Origin of the sequence: Paenibacillus intestini (assembly GCF_030803945.1) — a bacterium.
GTDB classification, from domain to species: domain Bacteria; phylum Bacillota; class Bacilli; order Paenibacillales; family Paenibacillaceae; genus Paenibacillus; species Paenibacillus polysaccharolyticus.
The window spans coordinates 53484-74804 of sequence record NZ_JAURUN010000016.1 but is presented as its reverse complement, the minus strand read 5'-3'; the positions used below and the strand labels follow the sequence as shown (position 1 = coordinate 74804).

At 48.1% G+C, this 21321-nt stretch carries 18 protein-coding genes and 1 riboswitch; of the genes, 14 read left to right on the top strand and 4 right to left on the bottom strand.

Annotation, left to right across the window (positions count from 1 at the left end; genetic code table 11):
• The first annotated feature begins 268 nt into the window (after positions 1-268).
• Positions 269-1267 (top strand): ketoacyl-ACP synthase III, encoded by a 999-nt coding sequence (locus J2T16_RS26835; protein WP_499019864.1) that lies wholly within the window; start codon positions 269-271, stop codon positions 1265-1267.
• Positions 1268-1404: 137 nt separating this feature from the next.
• Here the strand turns inward: J2T16_RS26835 and J2T16_RS26830 are convergent, their stop codons facing one another.
• Complete coding sequence (locus tag J2T16_RS26830; protein WP_499019861.1) at positions 1405-2661, bottom strand: S-layer homology domain-containing protein; 1257 nt, start codon at positions 2659-2661, stop codon at positions 1405-1407.
• Between the two features lie 232 nt (positions 2662-2893).
• Positions 2894-4831 carry an amidase family protein gene (locus J2T16_RS26825; RefSeq protein ID WP_499019858.1) on the bottom strand — a complete coding sequence of 646 codons (1938 nt, stop codon included), beginning with the start codon at positions 4829-4831 and terminating at the stop codon, positions 2894-2896.
• 438 nt (positions 4832-5269) lie between these two features.
• Here J2T16_RS26825 and J2T16_RS26820 point away from each other — a divergent pair, with 438 nt between their 5' ends.
• On the top strand, positions 5270-7402 hold the full coding sequence (locus tag J2T16_RS26820; RefSeq protein WP_154985885.1) for a DNA topoisomerase III: 2133 nt from the start codon (positions 5270-5272) through the stop codon (positions 7400-7402).
• A gap of 84 nt (positions 7403-7486) precedes the next feature.
• Here the strand turns inward: J2T16_RS26820 and J2T16_RS26815 are convergent, their stop codons facing one another.
• A complete protein-coding gene (locus J2T16_RS26815; RefSeq protein WP_221791723.1) occupies positions 7487-8665 on the bottom strand; it encodes a helix-turn-helix domain-containing protein in 1179 nt (392 codons plus the stop codon).
• A 133-nt stretch (positions 8666-8798) separates the two neighbouring features.
• Here J2T16_RS26815 and J2T16_RS26810 point away from each other — a divergent pair, with 133 nt between their 5' ends.
• The 8 genes from J2T16_RS26810 to J2T16_RS26775 all read left to right on the top strand — a co-directional run bounded on the left by J2T16_RS26810 (position 8799) and on the right by J2T16_RS26775 (position 15634).
• Positions 8799-9695, top strand: a complete 897-nt coding sequence (locus tag J2T16_RS26810) for an ROK family protein (RefSeq protein ID WP_221791722.1) — start codon at positions 8799-8801, stop codon at positions 9693-9695.
• 89 nt (positions 9696-9784) lie between these two features.
• On the top strand, positions 9785-9922 hold the full coding sequence (locus tag J2T16_RS26805) for a hypothetical protein (protein ID WP_167375798.1): 138 nt from the start codon (positions 9785-9787) through the stop codon (positions 9920-9922).
• Positions 9923-10036: 114 nt separating this feature from the next.
• The gene (locus J2T16_RS26800) at positions 10037-10300 is read left to right on the top strand and encodes a DUF1294 domain-containing protein (protein WP_154892151.1); all 264 of its coding nucleotides are present in this window, start codon (positions 10037-10039) and stop codon (positions 10298-10300) included.
• A gap of 168 nt (positions 10301-10468) precedes the next feature.
• On the top strand, positions 10469-10903 hold the full coding sequence (locus J2T16_RS26795) for a universal stress protein (RefSeq protein ID WP_499019854.1): 435 nt from the start codon (positions 10469-10471) through the stop codon (positions 10901-10903).
• Positions 10904-11219: 316 nt separating this feature from the next.
• Positions 11220-11321: riboswitch (purine riboswitch) on the top strand.
• Positions 11322-11477: 156 nt separating this feature from the next.
• Positions 11478-11963 carry a 5-(carboxyamino)imidazole ribonucleotide mutase gene (gene purE, locus J2T16_RS26790; protein WP_499019852.1) on the top strand — a complete coding sequence of 162 codons (486 nt, stop codon included), beginning with the start codon at positions 11478-11480 and terminating at the stop codon, positions 11961-11963.
• On the top strand, positions 11960-13165 hold the full coding sequence (gene purK, locus J2T16_RS26785; protein ID WP_154985881.1) for a 5-(carboxyamino)imidazole ribonucleotide synthase: 1206 nt from the start codon (positions 11960-11962) through the stop codon (positions 13163-13165). The genes purE and purK overlap by 4 nt, the downstream gene beginning before the upstream one ends.
• On the top strand, positions 13162-14460 hold the full coding sequence (gene purB / locus J2T16_RS26780) for an adenylosuccinate lyase (RefSeq protein WP_499019850.1): 1299 nt from the start codon (positions 13162-13164) through the stop codon (positions 14458-14460). The genes purK and purB overlap by 4 nt, the downstream gene beginning before the upstream one ends.
• A gap of 301 nt (positions 14461-14761) precedes the next feature.
• Entirely contained in the window at positions 14762-15634 is an 873-nt protein-coding gene (locus J2T16_RS26775; RefSeq protein WP_154892153.1) for a phosphoribosylaminoimidazolesuccinocarboxamide synthase, read from the top strand.
• A 647-nt stretch (positions 15635-16281) separates the two neighbouring features.
• Here J2T16_RS26775 and J2T16_RS26770 read toward each other — a convergent pair.
• A complete protein-coding gene (locus J2T16_RS26770) occupies positions 16282-16608 on the bottom strand; it encodes a hypothetical protein (RefSeq protein ID WP_499019847.1) in 327 nt (108 codons plus the stop codon).
• Between the two features lie 86 nt (positions 16609-16694).
• Between J2T16_RS26770 and purS the strand changes: the two genes are divergently transcribed.
• The 4 genes from purS to purF are packed head-to-tail and all read left to right on the top strand — an operon-like array spanning position 16695 to position 21318.
• Positions 16695-16940 carry a phosphoribosylformylglycinamidine synthase subunit PurS gene (gene purS / locus J2T16_RS26765; protein ID WP_017690695.1) on the top strand — a complete coding sequence of 82 codons (246 nt, stop codon included), beginning with the start codon at positions 16695-16697 and terminating at the stop codon, positions 16938-16940.
• A gap of 4 nt (positions 16941-16944) precedes the next feature.
• Positions 16945-17634, top strand: a complete 690-nt coding sequence (gene purQ / locus J2T16_RS26760; RefSeq protein ID WP_090923362.1) for a phosphoribosylformylglycinamidine synthase subunit PurQ — start codon at positions 16945-16947, stop codon at positions 17632-17634.
• Positions 17612-19855: a phosphoribosylformylglycinamidine synthase subunit PurL gene (gene purL, locus J2T16_RS26755; RefSeq protein ID WP_499019843.1), complete on the top strand. Its 2244-nt coding sequence runs from the start codon at positions 17612-17614 to the stop codon at positions 19853-19855. The genes purQ and purL overlap by 23 nt, the downstream gene beginning before the upstream one ends.
• Complete coding sequence (gene purF / locus J2T16_RS26750; RefSeq protein WP_499019841.1) at positions 19840-21318, top strand: amidophosphoribosyltransferase; 1479 nt, start codon at positions 19840-19842, stop codon at positions 21316-21318. The genes purL and purF overlap by 16 nt, the downstream gene beginning before the upstream one ends.
• Positions 21319-21321 lie beyond the last annotated feature (3 nt).

Sequence of the window (21321 nt, the reverse complement as noted above, 5' to 3'; positions counted from 1 at the left end):
CCCTCTAGCGCCGATGGTACTTGGACCGCAGGGTCCTGGGAGAGTAGGACGCCGCCAAGCAAAGCAAAGACACACTTGATGAAAATCAGGTGTGTCTTTTTTTTACATACTTATCCTGTTTAAATGTTGAATAGTTCAAGAAATTGGGCTGTTTTTTGTATTGTCAGCGTCTGGTTGATAAATAGTAGTCTCCTAAAGAATAAAATTAGTACCAAGTACTAATACTTAGTGCTATAATGATAAAAAAACATTCGAGGTGATCTCTGCTATGAATCATCAATCTAAAGCAACGATAACAGCCATGGGTACGTATGTACCGGATCGAATATTAAGTAATGCAGATTTGGAAAAGATGGTCGATACAAGTGATGAATGGATTGTACAGCGAACAGGCATGAGAGAGCGCCGGATTGCAGGAGAACATGAATTTGTATCAGACCTGGCTACAAAAGCTGTGGAGGATATGGTGCGTCGTTACGAGGTAAAGATCACCGATGTAGATATGATTCTTTTTGCAACAAGTACACCCGAGTATGCTTTCCCAAGTTCGGCTTCACGAGTCCAGGCAAACCTGGGTATTCCCCAGACGGGAGTGCTTGATCTGAACGCGGCTTGCGCCGGCTTCACATACGGTATGCAACTGGCAGATAGTCTGGTGACCAGTGGGATGTATCGTAAGGTACTCGTAATCGGGGCTGAGACGTTATCTAAAATAACAGACTATACAGATCGCACAACGTGCGTATTGTTTGGAGATGGGGCCGGTGCGTTTCTGGTAGAACGTGCTTCTGACCGGGGTGACTTTAAGTCTGTCATTTCTGGGACACAAGGAGATGGTGGTATGCACCTATACAAAAGCGGACTTTCTACAGAGATGGATGGTCATCGGTTGAATGCCGAAGGAAATCTGGTGCAGAACGGAAGAGAGGTCTACAAATGGGCAGTCCGCATGGTTCCGGAACAATTAGCTGAGCTTATTACGAGAGCTGAAATGTCACCTGAGCAGATCGATTGGTTTGTTCCGCACAGTGCCAATATGCGCATGATTGAAGCGATGTGTGAACGTGGACCGATTCCGCTCGAACGTACATTAACGAGTATGGAGTACCGGGGGAATACTTCTGCGGCCTCAATTCCACTTGCATTGCAGATTGCAGTGGATGAAGGGAAGCTGAGACATGGGCACAACGTTGCGCTGTTTGGTTTTGGAGGCGGGCTAACGTACTCGGGTCTAGTTGTTCGATGGGGTGTGCCGGATAGGGCGTAAATGTAAATCTACCAAGGTGTCTGATGAATTAGACTTCAGTTCAGTTTTCATAGCTAGTATCAAAGGAAAAAAAGGTAGAACTCAGTAATCTGAGCTCTACCTTATATTTGCTATTTCCAAATTATTACTCATCAACGTTACTGTTCAAACTCTTCATAACTTTCATCTTCCCATAATGTATTGAACACACTAAAATCAGTCCATTTACCCGAGAAATAAAAAAACAAATCTAACTTTTCGAAAAATTCATTACCTTCAATTTCCCCCTGATCTACAATGGGTTTGCCTGTCCTGCGTAAAATGGGGTATACCTCTGCATAATCTGCCCCGTCAAACGCGATCATAATAGGTGCATCAAGTACGCTTAATTGTTCATAAGAGTAGGTTATACTCTCGCCGTTCACAATGACTTTCAGATCAACCGGTTCTGTTGCGCTGATTGCCAGATAGGCGGTAGAAATGTTGTCTGTACTAACAAGTGCCACATTATCAGATATAAGACTGCCATGCGCAGAATTTCTATAGACGTACTCACGATTTAACTCTCTTGGAATCAGTTCATCTTTGGTTGGTTGATGTTTGTAGCCTTTCCCGCCATAAAAATTGTAGATGCGTTGCAGGATAACCACAGTTTCAGCTAACGTTACCTTTTGATTCGGATAAAATTTCCCTTTGGCATCGGGTTTCATAATGCCTGCTTTAGAGAAGCCGAGCATAGCATATGTTTTTACACCATCAAGATCGGATCCAAGATATACATTTTGTTTTTTTTCTTGAATAATACCTAACTCAGGAGCCAGTGGTTGATAAGCAAACTTCCATTTGTCATATGTTTCAAAAGAAGAAAATGTTCTTTTCGGGATATCCCTGAACGAGTTTACTTTAGTTATGATTTCTTTTGTGTCCATCTCATTCAGGCTATAACGGACATCAGGGAATAGTGCATTCAGGGCAATCAACAAATCCCAGCGAGACAAACTCTTAGAAGGTTGATACGTAAATGTTTGATCATTGTAGTTTATCTGGTCTGCCGCTGCGATCATACCCGAAGGATTACTCGGAATGCTACCGTACACATCTCTAAAAATGGAATAATAGGTGCTTCCTTCTGGTACGCCTGGAATTTCGATTTTTTTATCGGGTTCAACACGAAATTCCTTGAATAAGGTATGTATCATTTGGGTTAATTCGGCTTTGGACACCGTTTGGTTTAAACGATCTGCTTCCTGTTCGTAGCTTTGCATGACACCGTGAGAGGCCATGAATTCTACAGCGGGCTTAGCCCACTTATATTTCTTGGCATTAGTAGTTGTGGCAGCACTGGCCGTTGATGTGGCAAAAAGGGAGAAACTGAGCACGGTAATAAGCATCATATGCCATCTTGAATAGTTCATCTAAAACCTCCTGTTATTGTGTGGTTCAAACGATGTACAAGTAGTAAATTTCCTCATACATATTGTAGACGACAAATCAAGATCTGGGCAATTTGAAAATATAGAATCGAAAAACACCCCGATTCACAGAATCGTGAATGGGGTGCATGTTTAATGAAGAATGTTCAATAAAGGGAAAGGATAGAAGTATGAGTGCTCTGCTCTTGTGCATATATCATCAGTCACCAAGAAGTTAAGGCGTTAACTTGGGTGCTTGGCGATGGTGTGTACCTTGTTCGTAGCTGTAAGCCAGCTTGATCAGTGTACCTTCGTCAAAGGCACGGCCCAGGAATTCCATGCCTACAGGTAAGCCATCCGTTGTGAAGCCAGCCGGTACAGTAATGGATGGGAAGCCGGAGAATGGGCTTAGACGATTGTTGGCACCAGAGGTTTGCCCTTTGCCGATCACGCCAGCAGCTTGTGTTGATGTAGGATAGATGATTGCATCCAAATGGTTATCCGCCATGACTTTCAGTAAGGAATCACGAGTAATTTGAGTACGCTTCAGGACGATATCTTTGTACTCTGATGTATCTAGCGTATCCCGTGCGTCCCGTGCTTTCATGGATTGTTCTTGGGATTTATCAAATTGACCCGATGCGATGATCTCGGACAGGCTATGATACGGCGCGTTGTCACCTAGAGAATCCAGATAGTCATTCAGCTGGAATTTGAACTCATAGCCACTGAGGCTAGGATATTTATTGATCTCTGCAAAGTTAGGAATGGAGATTGGTACCGCGGTAGCGCCGTGTGATTTCAGTTCTTCAACAGCGGCATTGATGACGTCGGCAACCGCTTTTTCCTCCGCTTTGGTGCTTGGGATGAGTTCGGGAGCTACACCGATTCGAGCACCCTTCAGTCCGTTCGCGTCCAGGAAGTCTGTGTAACTGGAAGGGATTTTGCCTACCGCGTAAGCCGTGGCAACATCTTTTTTATCATAACCAACGGTAGCATCCAGCATGATTGCCGCATCACTTACGGTACGTGCCATCGGCCCACCAACGTCTTGTGTCAGTGCGAGTGGAATAATGCCTTCTCGGCTGGAGAGGCCAATGGTTGGACGAATGCCAACAAGGCTGTTAAAGCTGGACGGTATGCGGATGGAACCACCTGTATCGGTGCCCATACCTGCTGCAGCGAAGTTCGCGGCAATGGCCGCACCTGTTCCACCACTCGAACCACCTGGATAATGATCAAGGGCGTACGGGTTAAGCGTTTGTCCTCCCAGTGAGCTTGAGGTTGTGATGCCAAAAGCAAACTCATGCAGGTTGGTTTTGCCCAAAATAATGGCTCCCGCTGTTTTCAGCTTCTTCACCTGCTCTGCATCATGGGCCGGAATAGAGTCCTTCAGACAGATACAGCCAGCCGTGGTTGGCATGTCTTTGGTATCAAAGTTATCCTTCACCAGGATCGGGATACCGTGAAGCGGGCCTCGAGGTCCCTTAGCTTTGCGCTCTTCATCTAGTTGCTCTGCGATTTTAAGCGCATCCGGGTTCAGATTGAGGACAGCATTAATGCTGACACCTTGATCATCGTATTTCGCGATACGATCCAGATAATGTTGCACCAGCTCTTTGGATGTCAGTTTACCTTGTGCCATGGCGTTCTGCATATCCATGATCGTGGCTTCTTCGAGCACAAACGGTTTTATGTAGGTATAGATGCGGTCTTTCAAAATAGAGACGTCGTTCGCTGTAAGTACAGCGTTCGGTAAGAAAAGAGAGTCCGTATAGCCTTTCATTAGTCCGGCGGCATTCAGGGCGCCGACGGCACTGGCATACTCGGACTGCTTCGGCACATCCTTGAAGGATGCCGGAGCAGTGTCCAGCTTGAGCCATTGCTGCAAGGCAAGTGCAGCATCTTGGCGAGATATTGTCGCACCGGAGAGCTTGTCCATGGTAAAAGGTACACCTGCAAGTGTAGCAGCTTCTTCCATGGCCTGAACAAAGGTTGCGGCACTGACCGGCGCTTTCCCTGCAAGGGCGGCGACGGTGGAGGTTTGGCTTGGAGGAGTTGCAGCGGCGGCGAAAGCCGAAGGTACAGCAGCTCCTCCCCACGTTGCGGCAACCACGGCTCCCGCGAGTAATAAGGCCCCGCCTTTTTTCAATACAGATCCATGATAAGTCATGCATCCACGCTCCCTTCCTGTGTCTAAGATGATGTGTGTGTTTTAGCAATCTTTGTATAATGCTTTTGCACATCTTATATTGGTGTGAGGTAATCTTACAAATCTATTATTTATTCAAAAAAACGCATACATATTGGTTTTGTGTGATGATATCTCACGTTTTCTCTTTGTGTCTTGGAAGTGAAAGACTATTTTTTTATTGGAAAGTCTAAGAAAAGATATTATCTAACATAGATATGACATTTCCTGATCGGATGATAAGTTGAATGTATTGGCAAAAAGAGATGCCCTTGAAACCCTGTTCTGTTGAATATACATTTGTCGAAAACATGATTCTGATTGAGATGATATAATGTAAAGATGGAAATATATGAAGACAAGGAAGACAGATCCGTTGTCTCCGATATTAGCGTTTGGAAAGAAAGGAAGAGATACGAAGTGAAGACATTGGTACTCGCAGAGAAGCCATCTGTAGCCCGGGAGATTGCAAGGGTGATGGGCGCGCGTGATAAACATAAAAGTTATATGGAAGGTCCGAAATACATTGTAACGTGGGCCTTGGGACATTTGGTGGGCCTCGCCGAACCTGAGGATTATGACAAAAAGTATGCGACGTGGAATCTGGAGGATTTGCCGATTTTGCCAGAGCGAACCAAGCTGAAGGTGCTCCGGGAAACGAATCACCAGTACAAAGCCGTGCAGCAACTGATGAAACGTCAGGATGTGGGTGAGTTGGTTATTGCAACGGATGCGGCCCGTGAAGGAGAACTGCTTGCAAGATGGATTATGCAAATGGCGCAGTGGAAAAAGCCGTTCAAACGACTGTGGATTTCATCCCAAACGGATAAAGCGATCAAGGACGGATTTGCCTCGCTGAAGCCGGGAAGTCAATTTGACCGTCTCTATGAATCCGCACGCTGCCGTGCCGAAGCAGACTGGATGATTGGTCTTAATGTAACACGTGCGTTAACCGTACGGTTCAATGCCCAATTGTCCGCTGGACGTGTACAGACGCCAACTTTGGGAATGATCATGGATCGGGAAAATGAAATTAACGGCTTCCGTTCAGAGGAATATGAGACGTTAAGCGCAGACTTTGGAGATTTTCAGGCGGTATGGCGTGCAGCTGGCGGGGATTCCAGAATTTTTGACAAACAGGATATGCAGCAATTGAAGGCACGTGTAGAAGGACGTAAAGGCTCGATTGCTCAGGTGAAAAAAAGTGAGAAAGTCGAGCCGCATCCGCTGGCCTATGACCTTACGGAACTGCAAAGGGATGCGAACCGTAAACACGGTTTTTCCGCTAAACAGACCTCTAACGTACTCCAGCGTCTATATGAGCAGCATAAGCTTGTTACTTATCCGCGGACAGATAGCCGTTATTTGACTTCAGACATGACGGGAACGTTAAAAGAACGACTCGAGAGTGTAGCTGTTGGCCCGTATGCATCACTTGCACGCCCTTTACTGCGCAAAAATCTGAATGTCACCAAACGGATTGTTGATGATAGCAAGGTCACCGACCACCATGCCATTATTCCAACCGAGCAGACGGTGCTCTTAAATCAACTTAGTCCAGAGGAACGTAAACTCTACGATTTGATTGTTCGCCGTTTCATCAGTCTGTTCTATCCAGCAGCGAGGTATGATTCAGTAGCTGTTACGGTACAGGTAGGTAAGGATTCCTTCCATGTGAAGGGCACAACGGTCAAGGATAGTGGCTGGCGCGAAGTGTACGGCGGTGATTATACGGATGATGAAGATGATGACCGTTCCAATGATGCAGGTGACCATGAGCGTGCACTGTTGCCAGACTTACAGCAAGGTCAGTCAGTGACACTTGGGCGCTGCCACATCAAGAGTGGACGTACGATGCCACCGAAGAGGTATACGGAAGCAGCGTTGCTCTCCCAGATGGAGAAGCACGGACTGGGCACACCTGCGACACGCGCAGATATCATCGAGAAACTGGTCAGCTCGGATACGATTGATCGTCAAGGGAACAGTCTGCATCCAACGGGCAAAGGCAAACAGCTGATTGAGCTTGCTGCCCCGCAACTGCGAACACCGGAACTGACCGCTCGTTGGGAGGCTGAACTGGAGCGTATAGCACGTGGACAGGGTAAACCAGGCCCGTTCCTGGATGGTATTCGTTCCATGGCAAAGGAACTTGTATCCACCGTGAAAAGCAGTAAAGCCGAGTACAAACCGCATAATGTAACCAATAGCCACTGCCCGGACTGTAACGCCAAGTTGCTTGAGAAAAAGGGGAAACGTGGCAAGTTCCTCGTATGTCCTACAGAGGACTGTGGTTATCGTCGCTCCAATGAGAAGCGGTTGTCAAACCGCCGCTGCGCGCAGTGTCATAAGAAGATGGAGATTAAGGAAGGCAAAGCTGGACTGTATGTACAGTGTCTGCCATGCGGAATCACCGAAACGCTGGATAAAGATAAGCAACACGTGAACAAACGCGAGCAGCAAAAGCTGGTGAAACAATACGCGAAGCAGGAGTCCATCGGCTCCAACCTGGGGGATTTGCTCAAGGCGGCTATGGAGAAACAAGGAAAATAGGCATGCGGCAGAGATAACGGAAGATAAGAGAATCAAAGCTTAAACGATCTCCGACTTTTAAATGGGTTGATACAGGTGTCATGTTCAAGAAGGCTTGACCACAAATCGATTACGATACTCTTTTGGTGTAAAACCCGTATGTTTTCGGAACACTTTGATGAAGTAACTCTGATCGTGAAAGTTAAGCAACGTATGAATCTCACTCAGGCGATAGTCTGAGAAAACGATCAGATTTTTGGCTTCTTCAATCCGTTGCCTTTGTATAAAAATGCGAAGTGCCTCTCCAGTCTCTTCCTTGAATTTACGGGAAAGATAGGAGGGGCTTATTTGCAGATGCGCGGACAGTACGGACAGACTTAAGTCATCGTATAAGTGATTGAATATATATTCCTGGCATAACAGAATGTCTTTGGAGTTATGAGCCCGATGGACTTTGGCTACACGTTCGGTAAAATCACCAAGGATCTTAAGCAGAATCGGATGAATCGAATCAATCCGGGACAGCGTTTCAATGTGCTGAATATAGGTGTCGCTAAGCGTAAGTGCCGACTCCGAATACAATCCGCCATCAATTGCAGCACGGGTTCCGAGCGTAATGGCCGCGATGATCAGATTCTTTTTGCTCCGTAAACTATTCTGTTTCGATAAAGTGCCGTAGACCCCGTTCAACTCCATATGCTGCTTCAGATACAAAAGCATCTTATGTTTGTTCCCCAGACGCACCTGATCGAATACCTTTTTCTCCGACAGGTAGGATTTGTGAAACAATCTCCGCTCTCTCTGTTCCAGAAGAGATAGTTCAAGTACACCTTCCGCATGATTATTTATATTTAAGACATGTTTGTTGTCCTCAAGAACTTGATTCCGATCCAATATTTCATGATGTAAAAGATAATGGGCCATAATCGCCACACTCAGCAGTTGATGGAGATCATTGGGTTCAATGAATGTGGTTGAATTCAGTTGTTGATCCCATGCAAACGGAACATGCTCAACATATGACTGTGCATTGGGCCAGAGAACAAGCAGATCTTGCCCTTCAGGAGTGGAGACTGGCATCAGGATCATCTTATCCATTTGTATATTGTAATCCATGAGCTGGATTTTCAGATGAACAGGAGTGGACAGAAGCTGGTTCACCAATTCCGGGCTCAAAGTAGGATGACGATCGATACCTCGCTTAAGGTAGAACGCAGGAACCCGGGTGGTATCATATAACGTTTGTAAGATCCATTGAAGTTTGGTTTCGGTTATCGTTGGCACTGAACACTCCATCTCCCTAAAGATCATAATTAATTACTATTAATCGCAAATAAATACCATAAATATAAATGGAAACGCTCTATATTTCAATTAAGATGTTGATGAATGATATGTAGAGCAGGAGGCAGACACAATGTATCTAGTTATTGATATTGGTGGAACTTTTATTAAATACGGAATCATGAGCGAAAGCGGAGAGCTGTTGTCGAAGGGAAAACGTGGCGTTGGGCGGAGTGGCTTGCAGGAACTGCAGGATGCGCTTTATGCCATCGTGGATGCACAAGATTTGTCACAGATTCAGGGCATTGCCCTGAGTTGTCCGGGAACAATCGATGTGGAGACAGGAATGGTGTATCACGGCGGTTCTTTTCCATTTTTGCATGAGGTGAATTTAGCCAAATTTCTTGAAGACAGATATGCGATCCATGTGTCCATTGAAAATGATGGGAAGTGCGCAGCGCTTGCCGAACTATGGCTCGGCAGTGTCAAAGATACCAAGGATTCCGTTGTTATGGTGCTGGGTAGCGGCATCGCGGGAGGAATCATCATGGACGGTAAACTGCAACGTGGCAAAAACTTGTCAGCCGGAGAAGTTAGTTATGTGATGAGCCGGATTGACCCGGTAACGAAGGAAGCGGTCTATTTTGGACTGGAGAGCTCGGCTGTAGAGATGGTCAGACAGATTGGTGAGTTAAAGGGGCTGGATGACCCTGCCGATGGTGAGGCCGTGTTTGAATTTATTAATCAGCGAGATGCGGAGGCGTGCGGTGTATTTGATACCTTTTGCACACAGATTGCGGTTCAGATCATGAATCTGCAATACATTCTCGACCCTGAAGTGTTTGCCATTGGAGGAGGCATTAGTGCACAGCCTGTTGTGCTGGAGCGAATCCAATGGGCAATAGATGAACTGAAGCGAATTAACCCATTGCATAAGGCGAGCCCACAGATTACAGCCTGTACGTTTGGAAATGATGCCAACCTGTACGGAGCGTTATATCATTTTCTAAACAGTCACCGGAACAACTAGACGTGCGCCCTAAAGCCTAAAATACAGGTTCCTCCTTCGTATAAGATGCTTCGTTTTCAGGCAACGTAAGCGGAGGAGGTGAGCCTGAGATGCCGCATAACAAACCGGAAAAACGCAATAACCAGCAGAATAAGGACAGCATTCGGGAAGAGAATATCGCAGTGACCCCGGAGAAATCAGCCAAAAGGGTACCGAGCCTGAACGGGATTCCGAAACAGGAATCGTAAAATTCTCGTTTATGTAAAATAGTGCGGTTCTCTGCCCGCGTTGATCATCTGCCTGTCTTGGGATTATAATGGAGACAGGGAGATGTCCCGGGACAGGGGGACCGCTAAACGCATATGCATACCGGACTTATCGTATGGTTTATCTTTATTAATGTTGTCGCATATCTGGTCATGTCTGACGACAAGAGACGTGCACAGCAGCGGCGGGATCGCACGCCTGAACGAACGTTATTTTTGCTAGCCTTTATCGGTGGTGCACTAGGTGTCTGGATTGCGATGTATCGGAAAAGGCATAAAACGAAACATCCCAGCTTTACGATGGGCATTCCGTTGCTCGTTTTTCTGAATGCAGTGATGTATGGTTACTTTTTGCAGTGATTGTTTAGGGATGAATGAGTTTATTATGTAAATTGTTTCTTATCAAGTGGTTCATTTTAACCTGTGAAGGTTTAAGAAGTTACATGGTTCCAGGCTCTGTAAGGGATTTAGATGTCAGACCGAGGCTTGCTTCGGGTTCTACATATATAAGGAAGGGACGGGATTTACATGTTATTTTCCAAAATCTTAGTAGCTTATGATGGGTCAAAAGCTTCAAATAAAGCACTGGATCGTGCAATCGAGTTTGCCAAGGCATCGCCGGGGGCTGTGCTTGATGTCATTCATGCATTTGATTTTCCGCGCGTATTTATTGGGGAAGGTCTGGCGCCGTTGCCGCCTTCACTCAACAACGATTACTACAATCTGGCTGTGCAAACGACGGATGAAGCGAAAGAGCGTATTCAGGCTGCCGGTGTTACGGCAAATGTAGATCTGATCCAAGGAGCTGCAGCAGAGGTGTTGCTGGACTATGCCAAAGAAAGCGGCTCGGATATCATTATCATTGGTTCCCGAGGTTTAGGTGGAATCCGTGAATTCGTGCTGGGCAGTGTCAGTCACAACGTAGTACAACATGCTCAGATTCCTGTATTGATCGTAAAATGATATTGAAATAAGAGGGAGGATGTACTTGTACTCCATTCCCGTGTGAACAAGCCGGTTGTCTTCGAGAAATTGAAGAGAAGCCGGCTTTCTTTATTTTATTTTGAAGCAACAGGATGGGGTATTTCAAGCGAATTTGGAGTTTATTGTATAACACTGTACTAATTCCCGAACATTAGATTTGTCAATATGTTAAATGTTCGTCTTTAAGTTGACATACGCTGTAGGGGATTGTTAGAATGTTAGATGTGTCGATCAGGTTAAAATAAGGTCGAGTAGGAACGAAAGCTGTATGATTGTGGATCATGGTAAACGAAGATGTAACGAATAGATATTTGCTCGTATAACGCCGGGAATAGGGCCCGGAAGTATCTACCCGGAAACCGTAAATTTCCGGACTACGAGGAGATACGGCTGAGAGTCGCATGGTTGATTGCGGACAGCAAGCCCCTTTTGGCATGCCCAAATGAGGGATACGTATTTCTTGGAGTCCGGTGTCCGGAGAAAATGTAATATTTTCGCGGGTAGCGGACTTTTTCGTTTTTTTAAAATGCTCAGATGGGAGTGGGATGTATTCATGTCAGTGCAAGTTGCTGTAATTATGGGCAGTAAGTCTGATTGGGAAACGATGAAACATGCGTGCGAGGTGCTGGACGAGCTTGAGATTGGTTATGAAAAAAAGGTCGTCTCCGCACATCGTACACCGGATTTGATGTTTGAATATGCAGAACAGGCGATCGACCGTGGATTCAAGGTCATTATCGCTGGTGCAGGCGGAGCGGCTCATCTTCCAGGTATGGTGGCATCCAAAACGATGCTTCCCGTCATCGGTGTTCCGGTTCAATCCAAAGCATTGAACGGGTTCGATTCCTTGCTGTCCATTGTGCAGATGCCTGGCGGCATCCCGGTAGCCACGGTTGCCATTGGCAAAGCGGGTGCGACAAATGCAGGCTTGCTCGCGGCACAGATCATTGGCGCATTTGACCCGGAGGTGCAGCGCCGCTCCGAAGCTCGCAGAGAACGGATTAAACAAGAAGTACTGGAAAGCAGTGATGAGCTATGAGTAACGAGGCAACCAGACAGGATAAGGGAACAGGGCAGGGACAACCCGTCTTATTACCCGGACATACAACAATCGGTATTCTTGGCGGCGGGCAGCTTGGACGCATGATGACACTTGCTGGAACGGCGATGGGTTATCGTTTCGTTACTCTTGATCCAACACCGGATTCACCTTGTGGCCAGATTGCGAAGCAGATTGAAGCTGGATACGACGATGTACAGGCAGCAAGAGAACTCGCGCGGCAATGCGATGTGATCACGTATGAATTCGAGAATGTGGATGCAGAAGTGGCGGCTTTACTTGAGCGTGAGTCATCCGTGCCGCAAGGGAGTTCCCTTTTATACACGACCCAGCATCGCTTGCGTGAGAAACGTGCGATTGAAGCGGCTGGTGTAAGAGTTGCCCCGTACCGCGAAATTACCAGTTTGGATACGATGAATGCTGCGGTGAGTGAATTAGGAGTACCATGTGTGTTAAAAACAGTGACTGGCGGATATGACGGCAAAGGTCAGCGGGTGATTCGTGTCGCAGCGGAAGCTGAAGAGGCTTATCAAGAGCTTGCATCGACAGGAGCAGAGCTGGTGCTGGAGCAATTCATCAAGTTCGAATGCGAAATTTCGGTCATTGTTGCTCGTAGCACGAGCGGAGAGATCAAAACGTTCCCGCCTGCGGAGAACATTCATGTGAATAACATTTTGCATGCTTCCATCGTACCTGCGCGAGTGGCTACAGACATTCAACTGGAAGCACAGAAACTGGCCGCTGCAGTTGCGGAATCCCTGAAAGCTGTCGGATTACTGGCGGTGGAACTGTTTGTAGCCGCTGACGGCAGACTGTATGTGAACGAGCTGGCTCCAAGGCCGCATAATTCCGGACACTACACGATGGAGGCTTGCGCCACATCACAGTTTGAGCAACATGTTCGTGCCATCTGCGGATTACCGCTGGGAGATACAACGCTGTTAAGTCCCGTCGTTATGGTCAATGTGCTTGGTGAGCATCTGGAAGGAATCATCGCAAGAACAGGGCAACCTGATGAAGAGGCGATGGAACTCGGTGTTATCCCTAAGCTTCATATATATGGCAAGAGCGAAGCGAAGACAGGACGGAAGATGGGGCATGTGAACCTGCTCTGTCAGGATGTCGAAGAAGGATTGCAATGGATCGAACAAACTAATCTATGGAGGCATACAAATTCATGATTGAACGTTATAGCAGACCCGAAATGAGAGCCATCTGGACAGAAGAGAACAAATTCCAATCGTGGCTGGAAGTTGAAATTTGCGCATGCGAGGCATGGGCTGAGCTTGGAGTTATCCCGAAGGAAGAAGCAGCTTTGCTTCGCCAGAACGCTTCTTTTGACATTGATCGTATCTATGAGATTGAAAAGGAAACACGCCATGACGTTATTGCGTTCACACGTACGGTATCCGAGAGCCTGGGTACAGAGCGGAAATGGGTTCACTACGGCCTGACTTCCACGGACGTGGTGGATACGGCACTGGGATATGTACTGCGGCAAGCGAACGAAATTCTGGAAAAAGACATTATTAATTTCATCGAAATTTTGCGTGAAAAAGCACTGACATACCAGCATACGCCAATGATGGGACGTACACATGGTGTACATGCGGAGCCGACAACTTTCGGGTTGAAAATGGCGTTGTGGCATGAAGAAATGAAGCGTAACCTGGATCGTTTCCGCCATGCAGCGGATGGCGTACAGTTTGGTAAAATCTCCGGTGCCGTTGGAACGTATGCTAACATCGATCCATTTGTTGAAGAGTTTGTCTGTGAGAAGCTAGGTACCAAGCCTGCACCAATCTCCACGCAAACGTTGCAACGTGACCGTCATGCGGAGTACATGGCTACGCTGGCACTGATCGCAACTTCTCTGGACAAGTTCGCTACAGAAGTACGTGCACTGCAGAAGAGCGAGTTCCGTGAAGTGGAAGAAGCGTTTGCCAAAGGTCAAAAAGGATCTTCCGCAATGCCGCACAAGCGCAATCCGATCGGCAGTGAAAACATCTCCGGTCTGTCCCGTGTTATCCGCGGACATATGGTATCTGCATACGAGAACGTAACATTGTGGCACGAGCGTGACATCTCGCACTCTTCCGTAGAACGTGTCATTCTGCCGGACGCAACGATGTTGCTGAACTACATGTTGAACCGTTTCGGTAACATTGTGAAGAACCTGACTGTGTTCCCGGAAAACATGAAACGCAACATGGAACGTACCTTCGGCGTGCCATTCTCCGGTCGCGTTATGACGAAACTGATCGACAAAGGCTTCAGCCGTGAGCAAGCGTACGATACCGTTCAACCACGTGCCATGCAGGCATGGGAAGAACAACGTCAATTCCAGGACATCGTGAAGTCCACACCGGAAATTACAGCTGTGCTGAACGACGAGGAAATTGCAGATGCATTTAACCCGTCATGGCACCTGAAACACGTAGATACGATTTTCAAAAAACTCGGCTTGAACGACTAATCGATTAATATATTCCATTAATAAGGTTAGAGAACGAATGATGGGCTAGCAGGGAACGTAGAGGACAGAAATCCCCTCCTAAAAGTATAGGTTGATTATGTGTTCACGCTGGAACGGAGAAGGCAGAAAAAACCTGTAGAAGCGAAGCGTTCGCCTTTATCACCGAATTTCCCCCTTATACAATTGGATCAGAAAAATTCAGGGATAACAGCGATCGTAAGGTTCTTCTGCATTTGGAGTGGCCCCGCGTGATGAAGGGAATTGGACGTATAATTTACATCTCCTGAAAGAAGGTGACCCCATGGCACTGTCCACGGCGGCAGATCTTGTTAAAGCACCTCTGTTATACAAAGGAAAAGTACGCGAGCTATACGATCTGGGTGAGCATTTTCTTATTGTGGTAACGGATCGCATCTCGGCATTTGATTATGTGCTCGACCCGGCGGTTCCAGAGAAAGGTAATGTGCTGAATCAACTCAGTAGCTTCTGGTTTGAACTGACAGGTAGCATGATGGAAAACCACGTGGTTCATACCGATGTGAATCAACTGGGTGATCTGGTCACCGAACCTGAATTGCTCAAAAACCGCATCATGGTTACACGCAAAGCAGAGCGCATCGATATCGAATGTGTGGTGCGCGGATACATCACTGGTGGTGGCTGGAGACAGTACGAGACAACCGGAGAAGTGAATGGAATTAAACTGCCGGAAGGCCTGCGCAAAAATGCCAAGCTCGAAGTGCCCATCTTCACACCAGCTGCCAAAAATGACGTTGGTCATGACGAGGACATTCCGATGGAGCGTATGAAAGAGCTTGTGGGAGATGCGCTTGCTATCGAGCTTCAAGAGAAAAGCTTACGCCTCTATGAGTTTGCTCGTGATTACTGTGATCAGCGCGGTATCATCCTGGCAGACTGCAAATTCGAGTTTGGCATCGTGGATGGCAAGGTGATCCTGATTGATGAAATCTTCACCCCGGATGCCTCCCGCTTCTGGGCAAAAGAAAACTATGCTCTCGACATTGAGATCGACAGCATGGATAAAGAGCCTGTCCGTACCTATCTTGCAGGCACCGATTGGGACAAGAACAGCAAGCCCGACCCGCTTCCGCAAGAGGTCGTGGAAGCGACAACGGCAAGATACGTCGATATTTATAAACGTTTAACGAAATAATAAGTGGAAGACGTTTGAGCACGGGCTTCGGGAAAGCTTGAGAAGGAACGTTTTGCGTGCGGCTCCGGGAAAGTTTGGCTTTCGATCGCTGTTGCCCCCGGAATGTTTGGATTCCTATCCTTTTTTCAAAAGGACACATTCCGGTTGCAAAGGCGAGCACTTCGTTTCTCCAGCTCAAATCTTTCCCTCCGCCAGTGTTCAAACTGGTGGATGAGGTAATTAAGGCGTAGGCTTCACTAGGTGTGAAGCCTGGAATCAATGCAAGAATTAAAATCAATGTTACTCAAAGACTTGAAGACCTGTACCGCGTATGCGGAAAGCTAAGGATTGGTTCAGGTTTACCGCTTGTACAGTTGCCACTGAGCAACGCAAAGGGTTTAGGCCTTTAAAAAATAGCGCCGTAGGAACAAGCGGAGAGGTGGAATGGTTCACGAAGGAGCGAAGCGTCCGCCTTTGTTCCCGGGTTTTGACCGCAGCGCGGGCCAAAACGAATCAGAAAACCGGTGAACAACAAGCGGCCGGAGGAACCATCCACACCGAAGCGATCACCCGAGGCATCGCATGTTTTACCGTTGCCGCCGAGCAACGCAAAGGGTTTAGGCCTTTAAAAAATATTGCCGCAGGATCAAGCGTAGGGGTGGAATGGTTCACGAAGGAGCGGAGCGTCCGCCTTTGTTCCCCGGGTTTTGACCGCAGCGCGGGCCAAAACGAATCAGAAAAACCGGGGAACAAGCAGCGGCCGGAGGAACCATCCACACCGAAGCGAGCGTCCCAAGGCCACCGCTTTTACTACCCGCCGAGCAACGCAAAGGGTTTAGGCCTTTAAAAAATAGCGCCGCAGGATGGGGCGTAGGGGTGGAATGGTTCACGAAGGAGCGAAGCGTCCGCCTTTGTTCCCGGGTTTTGACCGCAGCCGGGCCAAAACGATTCAGAGAAACCTGGGAACAACCAGCGGCCGGAGGAACCATCCACACCGAAGCGAACGTCCCAAGGCTACAGCACTTTTTTTAACAGCATAAAGCATTTATCCCGTTCATTACTGAGGAGGAACATACAGATCATGATCAAAGCAACCGTATATGTCACTATTAAACAAAGCGTACTCGACCCGCAAGGCGTAGCTGTTCAAGGAGCCCTGCATTCCATGGGATTCAACGAAGTGGAAAGTGTACGGATCGGTAAAGTCATGGAACTAAATCTGGATACAACAGATCGTGCGGAAGCGGAAAAACGATTGAAAGTGATGTGTGAGAAGTTGCTCGCCAACACCGTTGTTGAAGATTACCGCTACGAATTGGAGGGTTAATCTCATGAAATTTGCAGTTCTCGTGTTCCCTGGCTCCAACTGCGACATCGACTGTTACAAAGCAGTAGAAGATGCGATTGGACAAGAGGTTGATTATGTATGGCATACGGCGACGGACTTGTCCGCGTATGATTGCATTCTGGTTCCGGGTGGTTTCTCGTACGGAGACTACCTGCGTTGCGGAGCAATTTCCCGTTTCGCACCGGTAATGAACGAAGTGGCTAAAGCTGCAGAGCAAGGCAAATATGTACTGGGCATCTGTAACGGATTCCAGATCCTGACGGAAGCAGGTCTGCTTCCGGGAGCGTTGATCCGCAACACGTCCCTGAAATTCCGTTGCCATGACACGGTGCTGAAGGTGGCTAACGCAGATACACCTTTCACACGTGACTACGCACCGGGCGAAGAGATTGTCATTCCGATTGCTCACGGTGAAGGCAACTATTATTGTGACGAAGAAACACTGGCAAGTTTGCAAGCGAACAATCAGATTGTTTTCACATATGGCAATAACCCGAATGGTTCCCTAGGTGATATCGCAGGGGTTTGCAACGAGGCGGGCAACGTAGTGGGCATGATGCCGCATCCAGAGCGTGCAGTGGATTCGCTGTTCGGTTCGGAAGACGGCAAACGGATGTTTACTTCAATTTTGAAAGCATGGAGGGATCGGCATGACGCAGCAGCTATCCGCTAAGGAACCAACAGCAGAACAGGTCGCAGAACATAAACTTTACGCACAGATGGGCGTGTCTGATAGCGAGTATGAGCTGATCTGTGAGTTCATGGGCCGCAAGCCAAACTACACGGAAATTGGTGTATTCAGCGTAATGTGGTCTGAGCACTGCGCATACAAAAACTCCAAGCCACTCTTGCGTCGTTTCCCGACAAGTGGTCCACGGGTCCTGATGGGACCGGGTGAAGGTGCCGGGATCGTAGATATCGGTGACAATCAGGCCGTTGTTTTCAAAATTGAAAGCCATAACCACCCTTCCGCGGTAGAACCTTATCAAGGGGCGGCAACGGGTGTGGGCGGCATTATCCGTGATATTTTTTCAATGGGTGCAAGACCGGTAGCGCTTTTGAACTCTCTTCGTTTCGGTAAGCTGGAGAGTGATCGCGTAAAATATCTGTTTGAGCATGTGGTAGCGGGTATTGCGGGATACGGCAACTGTATCGGAATTCCGACCGTTGCAGGTGAAGTGATGTTTGATGAGAGTTATGAAGGCAATCCGCTCGTGAATGCGATGTGTGTGGGTTTGATCGATCATGACAAAATCCAGCGCGGTGTAGCCAAAGGCGTGGGTAACCCGGTGTATTACGTTGGCCCACCAACAGGTCGTGACGGTATCCACGGCGCAACGTTTGCTTCCGTTGAGCTGACCGAAGAATCCGAGTCTCAGCGTACTGCCGTTCAAGTCGGTGACCCGTTCATGGAGAAGCTGGTTATGGAATCCTGTCTGGAATTGATCGATACGGGTATCGTGCTCGGTATTCAAGACATGGGTGCAGCAGGTCTGACGTGCTCCAGTGCGGAGATGGCAAGTAAAGCGGGTAACGGTCTGGAGTTGTATCTGGATCAGGTGCCACAGCGAGAAGAAGGCATGACACCTTACGAGATGATGCTTTCGGAGTCACAGGAGCGGATGCTGTTTGTCGTCGAGCCGAAGGATGAGGCGCAGGCGATGGAAATCTTTGAACGTTGGGGTGTTATCTGTGCCAAAGTTGGTAAAGTTACTGACGATGGTCGTCTGAAACTGATCCACCACGGCGAAGTTGTCGGTGATATGCCTGTAACGGCTTTGGTTGACGAGTGCCCGGTATACGACAAGCCATCTTCCGTACCTGCTTATTATGAAGCGAGTGCTTCCATCGACACGCTTCGTTATGACGAAGTGTCGGATCTCGGCGGTGCACTGAAACAAGTGCTGGCTTCTCCGACAGTGGCGAGCAAAAAATGGATTTATGATCAATATGACTACATGGTGCGTACAAGCACAGCCGTACGTCCGGGTTCTGATGCAGCAGTGGTTACGATTCGTGGCACGCGCAAAGGTCTTGCGATGACGACGGACTGTAACGGTCGTTACGTTTACCTTGATCCTGAGGTGGGTGGACGTATTGCGGTGAGTGAAGCAGCGCGTAATATCGTATGTTCCGGTGCAGAACCGCTGGCAATTACGGATAACCTGAACTTCGGTAACCCGGAGAAACCGGATATTTTCTGGCAAATGGAAAAAGCCGTGGACGGTATGGCGGAAGCTTGCCGCGTGCTGGATACGCCGGTCATCGGTGGTAACGTGAGCTTGTACAATGAAAACGCCAAAGGCTCTATCTATCCAACGCCAGTGGTCGGTATGGTAGGTCTCGTGCATGATACGGATCATATCACGACACAAGCTTTCAAATCCGAAGGAGATGTCATCATCCTCCTCGGTGAAACCAAAGCAGAACTCGGCGGCAGCGAGCTGCAATACGCCGTGCATGGCGTGACCGAAGGCCGTCCGCCAGAACTTGACCTGAACACGGAGAAAGCATTGCTCAGCACCGTGCTGGAAGCTATCCAATCCGGACTCGTTCGCTCCGCGCATGACTTGTCCGAAGGGGGTCTGGCGGTTGCACTGGCAGAGTCCTGCATCAGCGGTAACGTAGGAGCACAAGTGAATGTAGAGACTGCACTGCGTGCAGATCATACCCTGTTCAGTGAGAGTCAATCCCGTATTTTGCTGTCGGCTTCGCCGGAGCAAGCGAGTAAGCTGGAAGCTTTTGTACGTGAACGTGGAGTGCCAGCAGCTGTCATTGGACGTGTTGAAGGAAGTAACCTGACCATTGAATTGAACGGAACATCAGCCGTGAACGAACCTGTAGGAGGTTTGGCTAAGGTCTGGGAGGATGCGATTCCATGTCTCATGAACTGATGACGGAACCGTTGTGGACAGGTGATTATTATAACGAAGGGTCCGGCAAGGAAGGACTCGACAAATTAAAGGAAGAATGCGGCGTATTCGGGGTGTATCGGCACCCTGATGCGGCTTCCCTTTCCTACTACGGTCTGCATGCCCTGCAGCATCGCGGGGAAGAAAGTGCGGGCATGTGTGTAAGTGACGGCACACAGTTTAACTATCACCGCGGTATGGGACTCGTGAAAGAGGTCTTCACCAAAGACCTGATGCAGACACTCACCGGTGATATTTCGATTGGTCATGTACGTTATTCGACAAGTGGAGATAGCAAACTGACCAATGCACAGCCGCTCGTATTCAAATATCGGGATGGCGACCTAGCGGTTGCTACGAACGGCAACATCGTGAATGCACCAACGATCCGGCGTGAGCTGGAGCAGAGCGGTTCTATTTTCCAAACAACCAGTGATACTGAAGTTATCGCTCATTTGATTGCAAGATCTTCGAAAGGGCTGGTAGAGGCGGCAAAAGACGCATTCAAGCGTATCGTCGGTGGTTATGCGTTTCTGATTATGACGAATGATAAGCTGTTGGTTGCTTCTGACCCGCATGGACTTCGTCCTCTGACGATGGGTAAGCTTGGGGACGCGTACCTGTTTGCTTCTGAAACTTGTGCGCTTGAAACCATCGGCGCTGAGCTGATCCGTGATATTGAACCGGGTGAATTGCTTGTGCTGGATGCAGACGGATTGCATGAGGATCGTTTTGATGATCATAAACACCGCAAGGCACTCTGTGCGATGGAATATATTTATTTTGCTCGACCTGATAGTGATATGAACGGTGCCAATCAGCATGCTGCTCGTAAACGCATGGGTAGTCGGATGGCCATTGAGGCGTTTGTGGATGCGGACTTGGTTACGGGGGTACCAGATTCCAGCATCTCGGCGGCGATTGGATACGCTGAACAGACAGGTATTCCATATGAGATGGGCATGATCAAAAATAAATACACCGGACGTACATTTATCCAGCCAAGCCAGGAACTGCGTGAGCAGGGCGTAAAGATGAAGCTTAGCGCCGTGCGCCGTGTCGTGGAAGGTAAACGTGTAGTGATGATCGATGACTCGATCGTACGGGGGACAACATCCCGCCGGATTGTGAATATGCTTCGTGACGCAGGGGCAACGGAAGTGCATGTGCGGATTACTTCGCCGCCATTTAAGAACCCGTGCTTCTATGGCATTGATACACCGGATAGCCGCGAGCTTATTGCATCTGCTCTGTCCGTTGAAGAGATTTGCCGTGAGATCAATGCAGACTCTCTGGCGTTCCTCAGTCCGGATGGACTGATTGCATCCATTCAAGGCGATAATCAAGATGACTATAAGGGCGGACTATGTCTGGCGTGCTTCGATAATGATTATCCGACCCGCCTTGACTTCGACGGAGAAGAGAAGTTCGGCTGTAGCTGTTAGGAG

What these genes read in the sequence shown, in the direction of transcription:
- J2T16_RS26825 (WP_499019858.1), bottom strand. Translation starts at nt 4,831, where the DNA reads ATGACTTATCATGGATCTGTATTGAAAAAAGGCGGGGCCTTATTACTC.
- purQ (WP_090923362.1), top strand. Translation starts at nt 16,945, where the DNA reads ATGAAATTTGCAGTTCTCGTGTTCCCTGGCTCCAACTGCGACATCGAC.
- purL (WP_499019843.1), top strand. Translation starts at nt 17,612, where the DNA reads ATGACGCAGCAGCTATCCGCTAAGGAACCAACAGCAGAACAGGTCGCA.
- purS (WP_017690695.1), top strand. Translation starts at nt 16,695, where the DNA reads ATGATCAAAGCAACCGTATATGTCACTATTAAACAAAGCGTACTCGAC.
- purB (WP_499019850.1), top strand. Translation starts at nt 13,162, where the DNA reads ATGATTGAACGTTATAGCAGACCCGAAATGAGAGCCATCTGGACAGAA.
- purK (WP_154985881.1), top strand. Translation starts at nt 11,960, where the DNA reads ATGAGTAACGAGGCAACCAGACAGGATAAGGGAACAGGGCAGGGACAA.
- purE (WP_499019852.1), top strand. Translation starts at nt 11,478, where the DNA reads ATGTCAGTGCAAGTTGCTGTAATTATGGGCAGTAAGTCTGATTGGGAA.
- J2T16_RS26810 (WP_221791722.1), top strand. Translation starts at nt 8,799, where the DNA reads ATGTATCTAGTTATTGATATTGGTGGAACTTTTATTAAATACGGAATC.
- J2T16_RS26805 (WP_167375798.1), top strand. Translation starts at nt 9,785, where the DNA reads ATGCCGCATAACAAACCGGAAAAACGCAATAACCAGCAGAATAAGGAC.
- J2T16_RS26775 (WP_154892153.1), top strand. Translation starts at nt 14,762, where the DNA reads ATGGCACTGTCCACGGCGGCAGATCTTGTTAAAGCACCTCTGTTATAC.
- J2T16_RS26795 (WP_499019854.1), top strand. Translation starts at nt 10,469, where the DNA reads ATGTTATTTTCCAAAATCTTAGTAGCTTATGATGGGTCAAAAGCTTCA.
- J2T16_RS26830 (WP_499019861.1), bottom strand. Translation starts at nt 2,661, where the DNA reads ATGAACTATTCAAGATGGCATATGATGCTTATTACCGTGCTCAGTTTC.
- J2T16_RS26835 (WP_499019864.1), top strand. Translation starts at nt 269, where the DNA reads ATGAATCATCAATCTAAAGCAACGATAACAGCCATGGGTACGTATGTA.
- J2T16_RS26800 (WP_154892151.1), top strand. Translation starts at nt 10,037, where the DNA reads ATGCATACCGGACTTATCGTATGGTTTATCTTTATTAATGTTGTCGCA.
- purF (WP_499019841.1), top strand. Translation starts at nt 19,840, where the DNA reads ATGTCTCATGAACTGATGACGGAACCGTTGTGGACAGGTGATTATTAT.